Origin of the sequence: Campylobacter showae CC57C (assembly GCF_000344295.2) — a bacterium.
GTDB classification, from domain to species: domain Bacteria; phylum Campylobacterota; class Campylobacteria; order Campylobacterales; family Campylobacteraceae; genus Campylobacter_A; species Campylobacter_A showae_B.
The window spans coordinates 1-6427 of record NZ_AOTD01000271.1 but is presented as its reverse complement, the minus strand read 5'-3'; the positions used below and the strand labels follow the sequence as shown (position 1 = coordinate 6427).

Genomic DNA, 6427 nt, shown 5'->3' with positions numbered 1-6427 from the left:
TGAAGTTAAAATTTGACGAAGATAAGGCATGTAGCCTATCGAGTCAAATTTTAACAAAATCCGCAAAAAGCGCTCAAAAGACAAGCCGCTATTTAAGCGACTTTTCCGCCCACTTTCTTACTTCTAAATCTACTTCAAATATCCCGCTCTCGCTCTCTATTTTCTCGTTTTCAAACCTCTTTGCCGCGGCTAAAACCGTTTGCGAGATATCCAAAAATCCGCACTCGCCGCGCAAAAATTTATATACGGCGACTTCGTTTGCGGCGTTGATAGCGACGCCAAGATCGGGGTTTTGCAAAGCTTGGTCTTTTAGCGAAAAGATGGGATACTTTTTCAAATTTATTTCGCCGAATTTTATATTTTTTAATGTTTTTAGGTCCAAATTTGGCACGATTTGTCCGTTTTTCGCATCGGCGGCGCTTAAATTTAGCGCTCCGTCCTCGCCCAAAATCGCATGCGCGATAGCTAAAATCATATCGGTTTTAGATAGGTGCGCCGCAGTCGAGCCGTCGGCGAACTCCACCAGCGCGTGCACCGTGGACGTGCGCTCGATAAGCGCCTCGATGTCTCGCACGCCGTAGAGCCAAAAGGCCTCCAACACCTCAAAAAGCTTGTTCGCCATCGTCGCGCTGTCGATCGTGATCTTCGCGCCCATGCTCCAGTTGGGGTGCTTTAGCGCGTCTGAGGCAGTGACATTTTTTAGGGCTTTTAGCGGTGTTTTGTAAAAGGCGCCGCCCGAGGCCGTGATGACTAGCCTAGCGACCGGGGTTTTGTTCGCGAGCAAAAATTTAAGCCCGAAATGCTCGCTATCTATCGGATCTATCGCGCTCGTATTTAAAAATTTGCCGCCCGCGACGAGGCTTTCTTTATTGGCAAGCGCCAGCTTTTTGCCCAGCTTTTGCGCGGCTAAGCTCGGAGCAAGACCCGCAAAGCCCACTAGAGAGTTTACGACGCGCTGGCTCTCGCACTCTTTTAGCATATCGCAGATGCCCTGCGCACCCGCAAAAACGCGTTTGTGTTTTACGAATTTAGCAAATTTTGGCTCGGCGATACAGACGAATTTAGGCTTAAATTCGGCGATTTGCTCGTTTAAAAGCTCGTAGTTTGACGCACAGCTCAGCGCCTCGACGCTAAGACCGAATTTGCGGGCTAGATTTAAAGTATTCGTCCCGATCGAGCCCGTCGAGCCCAGCACTACCACGATAGCGTCCAAAGCATCGCCGCGACGCCGAACAGATAGCCGTCGACGCGGTCAAGCATCCCGCCGTGGCCCGGCAGCAGCGTGCCGCTATCTTTGACGCCCGCGCGGCGCTTTAGGTAGCTCTCGAAAAGATCGCCCCAAACGCCAAAAATCGCAACCAAAAACGCCGTGATGAGGCTATGCCAGAAGCTATCGGTTAGCACCCAGCCAAAACCCGCTCCAAAGACCGTAGCCACGGCGATACCGCCAGCCACGCCCTCCCAGGTTTTGTTTGGAGAAGTCTCGCTAAAGGCGTGCTTGCCACAAAATTTGCCGACGAAAAACGCCCCGCTATCGCACGCCACGACCGTTAAAATCAGCCACGCCAAGTAGCCCACGCCATACTGCGAGTAAAGCATCCAGATGAGAAAAATCGGCGTCATCGGATACAAAAACGGCAGCGCGGGCGTTAGGTTTTCGCTCTTAAAATGCGCGAGAAAACTAACCACGAGCAAAACCGCTAAAATAGCGATAAATACGGGATTTGAAAAGGGCGTGAGCAGATAAAAAATGACCGCCACGAGAGCAAGAGAGCCGCCCTGCAGGCCGTAGAGCTTTTGCGCTTCCCCAAAGGCCGTATAAAGCACGAAGCCTAAAATGGCGAAATTTAACAGATAGCTATCAACGAAAAAGATGACCAAAACCGCCGCAAATAGCGCGACACCGGTGATTATACGCGTTTTCATGATTTTTCCTTTTTTGAGTAATAATTGTATAAAATTTTCGCTTAAAAGCGCCGAAATTTGAGGCAAATTTGCGTTTGCTTGCTCGCTTTAGACGGCGGTTAAATTTGATAATTTATTTTTGCTTGAAACGGACGACAAATTTGACGATTTTTACTAAATTTTGGGCAGCGCGGCGGCAAACTTGGCATAAATTTGACAACCTGTGCCAAATTTTACTCTCGCCCAAAATGATCTATCAAATTAAAAGCAAGTAAAATTTGCTCGGCGCGTTTGGCATATTTGGCTGCTATGCACCGCTTTCCCGCGGCGGCTATCCTCAGACGCTAAATTTACGACCGAAACGAGCCGATTTATTACGCTTTAAATTTTACGTTCGCGATATTAAAAAGATGAAAGCTCAAAATTTAGGCCGAAAGCAGATCAAATTTAAAGTCAAATTTGACCGCCGAGCAGAAAAATGGCCAGCCAAATTTGAACGAGAAAGATTAAATTTTAAGATCAAGATGTTGAAATACGGGCGACGCCTGCGGGAAGTCGTTAGCCGCGACGTGCTCCTCGGAGTTTTCTTCGTCCTCGTTCTCGGAGTCTGCGTTTTCGCCCTTTTGCTCCGAGGCGAGCTCGCCTTGCTCCTGCCTGCCTTTTTGCTTTTCGTGTTCGTTTTCGGGGTCGATTTTGTAGGTTTCCTCGGTCGGTCGCACCTCGGAGACCTCTTGTGTTTCGTCGCTTGCTAGCGATGCGGCGGCGAGATTTTGCAGGTCAAATCTATTTTGGACGTCGGCAACCTTGTTTGAGACCATATTTACGTTTTGATTGATAAAAATCGTGTTGCCAAGGGGTGTTACAGCCATTTTCGCCTCCTGTTTTAGTCGTGCTTTGTTACTAATATCGTCTTAAAATTAATATAATTTACATTTGCGCCGCTCGTAATTTTGACGTTGTTACGTTTGGTAAAATCAACCTCGTACGTCCCGCCGCCTTTGACGCTAAAATTCACGCAAATTTTCGCCGCGAATCTCAAAATTTCCTCGCTCGGAGCGCTTTTTGCGGTTTTGATGATGACGTGCGCGGACGGCAAGTCTTTTAGGTGCATCCAGACGTCGTCTTTTTTCGAGTTTTTTAGCAGCCAGACGTTGCCTTTTTCGTTGCGCCCGATGCTGATTTTATAGCCTTCGATGTAAAAATCCTCGACGTTTTGATTTTGCTCTTTTTGCTTTGCGGCGCGGGCTTTTTTAGGCGCTAGGATCTCTAGCTCTTCAGCGCTTTTAGCTTCATTTACGAGCGTTTTTAAATTTGATAAAAACTCAAGCTTTTCGGTCAAATTTTGCCGCTCGATGATTAGGCCGGCCGCCTTTTGCTTTAGCCTTTTTGCCTTGGCAAACATCGCGTTTGCGGCGATTTTTGGGCTATCATCCAGCACTAGCCGCACCTTGCCTCGCTCGAAATCATTTAGCGTTACCTCGCGCTCATAGTCTCTTAGCGCGTGCAAATTTGATAGGATCAGCCCCGCGTTTTTGCTTAAAATTTCGCTTTGCGCATTTAGATCCGCTTCGTTTTCAAGCCCTGATAAAATCTCGCTTAAATTTTGCATTTTTCGCTCTATCGCGGCCGATTTTATGGCACGCAAATTTTCTAGCTTTGCGTTATTTACGCGCTTAAATTCCTCGCTAAAATACCGCGTAAAATCGGTTATCAGCGGCGTCTCTCGCTCTTTTATCGTTGCAGGCGGCAGCTCAAGCAGCTCGCGCCCCGGTTTTATCACGCGAAAATTATTGTCTATGTGCCGCAAAGCCTCGACGATGACGCCCTTTTCGTCCGTGATGATCGCGTTGGTAAAGCGCCCCGTAAACTCCAAAAATAGGCTCGAAGCTAGGCTCTTATACGAGCCCTGAAATTCGCACTCCAACTTTAAAATTCTATTTCCCTCGGGCACGCTTAAATTTAAAATTCTAGCCCCCCAGAACCTCTTTTTTAGCGCGACGTCAAAGGGCGCTTTGTACTCTTTGACGTTTAGAAAATCAGGATTTGCATAGATCGCGGAGTCGGCCTTGCTGAGATCAAAAAACAGCCCGAGCTCGCCGTCGAATTCGATAAATATCGCCATATCGCCCGCGCGTCTGATTGCGGTTATTTTTTTAAATTTGCCCAAAAATGATTGTATTTGTTTTAAATTTGCGTATTTCATAGCCGAAATTATAGCCTAAAATCGGGCCGAATTTTAAGCGCAAGAATAATATAATGATAATGCATTTTAAAACGGAGAAAAAATAAATGAACAAATTTAGCCTAAGTTTAGCGGCCTCGTCGCTGCTTTTAACCCAAATTTTCGCCGCCGACGTCGCGCTGCAAGGCGTCGAGATTAGCGAGAGCGCGGACGACGGATACCGCGCCAAAACCAGCGAAGTAGGCAAAACAAATACGCCTATTTTAGAGATCCCGCAAACGGTAAACGTCGTAACCCAGCAGCAACTAAAAGATAAAAAACCCGAGACCCTAGCCGAGAGCCTTCAAAACGTGAGCGGAGTTAGCTACGGAAATACCACGGGCGGTATCTTTGACTCGATCATCAAAAGAGGCTTTGGCGGCGGACGCGACGGGTCGATCATGCGAAACGGCGTGCCCGCTAGCGTCATGCATAGCTTTAACAAAACCGTAGAAAGCGTCGAGGTGCTAAAAGGCCCCGCTAGCCTGCTTTACGGCGCGCAAGAGCCCGGCGGCATCATAAATATGGTCACTAAAAAGCCAAAATACGACTTCTCAAACGAAATTTGGGCGGGTATCGGCAACCGCGACTACTGGAACGCGGGCTTTGATACCACGGGACCGATCGCTGATAGCGGCTTTGCGTATAGATTTATATTCGACGTGATGCAAAAAGACTACTGGAGAGAGTTTGGCGAATATAAAAACGTCCTCTTTGCGCCCTCTCTTTCTTATAAAGGCGATGATTACCGCATAAATTTAGCCTACGCGCACACGCGATCGACCGATCCGATCGACCGCGGTATGTATCTCATTCCAAGCACGGGCAAACTACTGCCGATAGATAAGAAAAGACGCCTTGACGAGCCGTTTAATAAACTAAAAACCAGACTCGACGCGGTGGACGTAAATTTTGAAAAAAATATCGGTGAGGACTGGCTACTGCGCGGCGCTTATGCATTTTCCCGCTCAAAGCACGAGTATGGCCACATCAGGCTAATGAACGTAAATTTAAACACCGGTGTTGCGACTAGACGAAACGAATACTACGACGGATTTATCCACCGCACGCATGCGGGGTCGTTAAATTTAAACGGTTACGTGCAAACGGGTGAGATAGAGCATAACTTGCTATTTGGTATCGACGCAAAGGAGTACTACCGCTATAGACCGGGCGGCCTAAGAGACACGGGCGCCCACCTAAACATCAATATCTATAATCCAATCTACGGCAGAGTCGGGTTGCCGACGGTAAGGGAGTCAGGTATACAGTATCAAAAGCTAAGAACAATCGGATTTTACGCGCAAGATAGTATAAATTTGACCGAAAATTTGATCTACTCTTTGGGCGTTAGATACGAATACTACGACCAAGTCGCGCGCGGCACGACTAGCGGTCCAAACACAACCGATCAGCAAGACGGCAAATTTACGTGGCAGACGGGGCTTTTATACCTGCTAACGCCCGAGTGGTCGGTTTATACCAACTACGCGCAAAGCTTTAGCCCGCAAATGGCGATCAGCGGCGACGACATCGGCGACATAAAGCCCGAAGAAGGCAAAAGTATAGAGCTGGGAACTAAATTTCAAAACGATAGCATAACGGCTAGCGCGGCGGTCTTTAACATCGATAAGAAAAACATCATGCGCACCGTAAATAGCGTTAGTACTCCCGTGGGCGAGGCGCGCTCGAGAGGATTTGAGTTTGACTTTAACGGCCGCGTGACGCAAGGACTAAGCGTGGGCGCTAGCTACGCATACACTAAAACAGAGGTGCGAAAAGATAGCGGCGCGTTTGCTGTACTAGTGGGCAAACCGCTAGAAGCTACGCCAAAGCACCAAGCCAGCCTCTTTGCTAACTACGACTTTAGCCACCTAGGCGCAAAAGGCCTAAGGATCGGTGGCGGAGCGAGGTACTTTGGCTCGTGGTACACCTACTACATGAGGACGAATCTACCGGCCGTACCTGCGGGAACGGGCTTTAAGATGGATGACGCGGTCGTTTACGACGCTTTTATCAGCTACGATACCAAGATCGCCGGCTACGAGACGAATTTCTCGTTTAACGTCAAAAACTTGACCGACAAGCTCTACTATACGTCCTCGTCGACTGGTACGCAGGCTAATATCATACCGATACAGCCGGGGTATGCGAGGCAGTTTATGCTGACCGCTAGCGTTAAATTTTAAAATTTAACGCGTTATCTCGCCCGACTATACGTCGCTTTGCTTTCCTCTGGTCGCAACTGCGAGCAGAGGGTTTTAAAATTTGGCGCTCCGCAGGCTATATGCCTAGCGCACG

General features: G+C 48.2%; 5 protein-coding genes. 1 reads left to right on the top strand and 4 read right to left on the bottom strand.

The genetic code is table 11. The features are described 5' to 3' along the window. Positions 1-88: 88 nt before the first annotated feature. From dxr to H740_RS11215, 4 genes are all read right to left on the bottom strand, one after another. The gene (gene dxr / locus H740_RS11230; protein WP_002953924.1) at positions 89-1213 is read right to left on the bottom strand and encodes a 1-deoxy-D-xylulose-5-phosphate reductoisomerase; all 1125 of its coding nucleotides are present in this window, start codon (positions 1211-1213) and stop codon (positions 89-91) included. Continuing rightward, positions 1195-1926 (bottom strand): phosphatidate cytidylyltransferase, encoded by a 732-nt coding sequence (locus H740_RS11225; RefSeq protein WP_002953923.1) that lies wholly within the window; start codon positions 1924-1926, stop codon positions 1195-1197. Before H740_RS11225 ends, dxr begins: the two co-directional genes overlap by 19 nt. Before the next feature lie 485 nt (positions 1927-2411). Further along, positions 2412-2774: a hypothetical protein gene (locus H740_RS11220; protein ID WP_002953922.1), complete on the bottom strand. Its 363-nt coding sequence runs from the start codon at positions 2772-2774 to the stop codon at positions 2412-2414. A gap of 14 nt (positions 2775-2788) precedes the next feature. After that, complete coding sequence (locus H740_RS11215) at positions 2789-4108, bottom strand: NFACT RNA binding domain-containing protein (RefSeq protein WP_002953921.1); 1320 nt, start codon at positions 4106-4108, stop codon at positions 2789-2791. A gap of 86 nt (positions 4109-4194) precedes the next feature. Between H740_RS11215 and H740_RS11210 the strand changes: the two genes are divergently transcribed. Next, positions 4195-6315: a TonB-dependent siderophore receptor gene (locus H740_RS11210; protein ID WP_002953920.1), complete on the top strand. Its 2121-nt coding sequence runs from the start codon at positions 4195-4197 to the stop codon at positions 6313-6315. Positions 6316-6427: the final 112 nt, after the last annotated feature.

What these genes read in the sequence shown, in the direction of transcription:
- H740_RS11225 (WP_002953923.1), bottom strand. Translation starts at nt 1,926, where the DNA reads ATGAAAACGCGTATAATCACCGGTGTCGCGCTATTTGCGGCGGTTTTG.
- H740_RS11220 (WP_002953922.1), bottom strand. Translation starts at nt 2,774, where the DNA reads ATGGCTGTAACACCCCTTGGCAACACGATTTTTATCAATCAAAACGTA.
- H740_RS11215 (WP_002953921.1), bottom strand. Translation starts at nt 4,108, where the DNA reads ATGAAATACGCAAATTTAAAACAAATACAATCATTTTTGGGCAAATTT.
- H740_RS11210 (WP_002953920.1), top strand. Translation starts at nt 4,195, where the DNA reads ATGAACAAATTTAGCCTAAGTTTAGCGGCCTCGTCGCTGCTTTTAACC.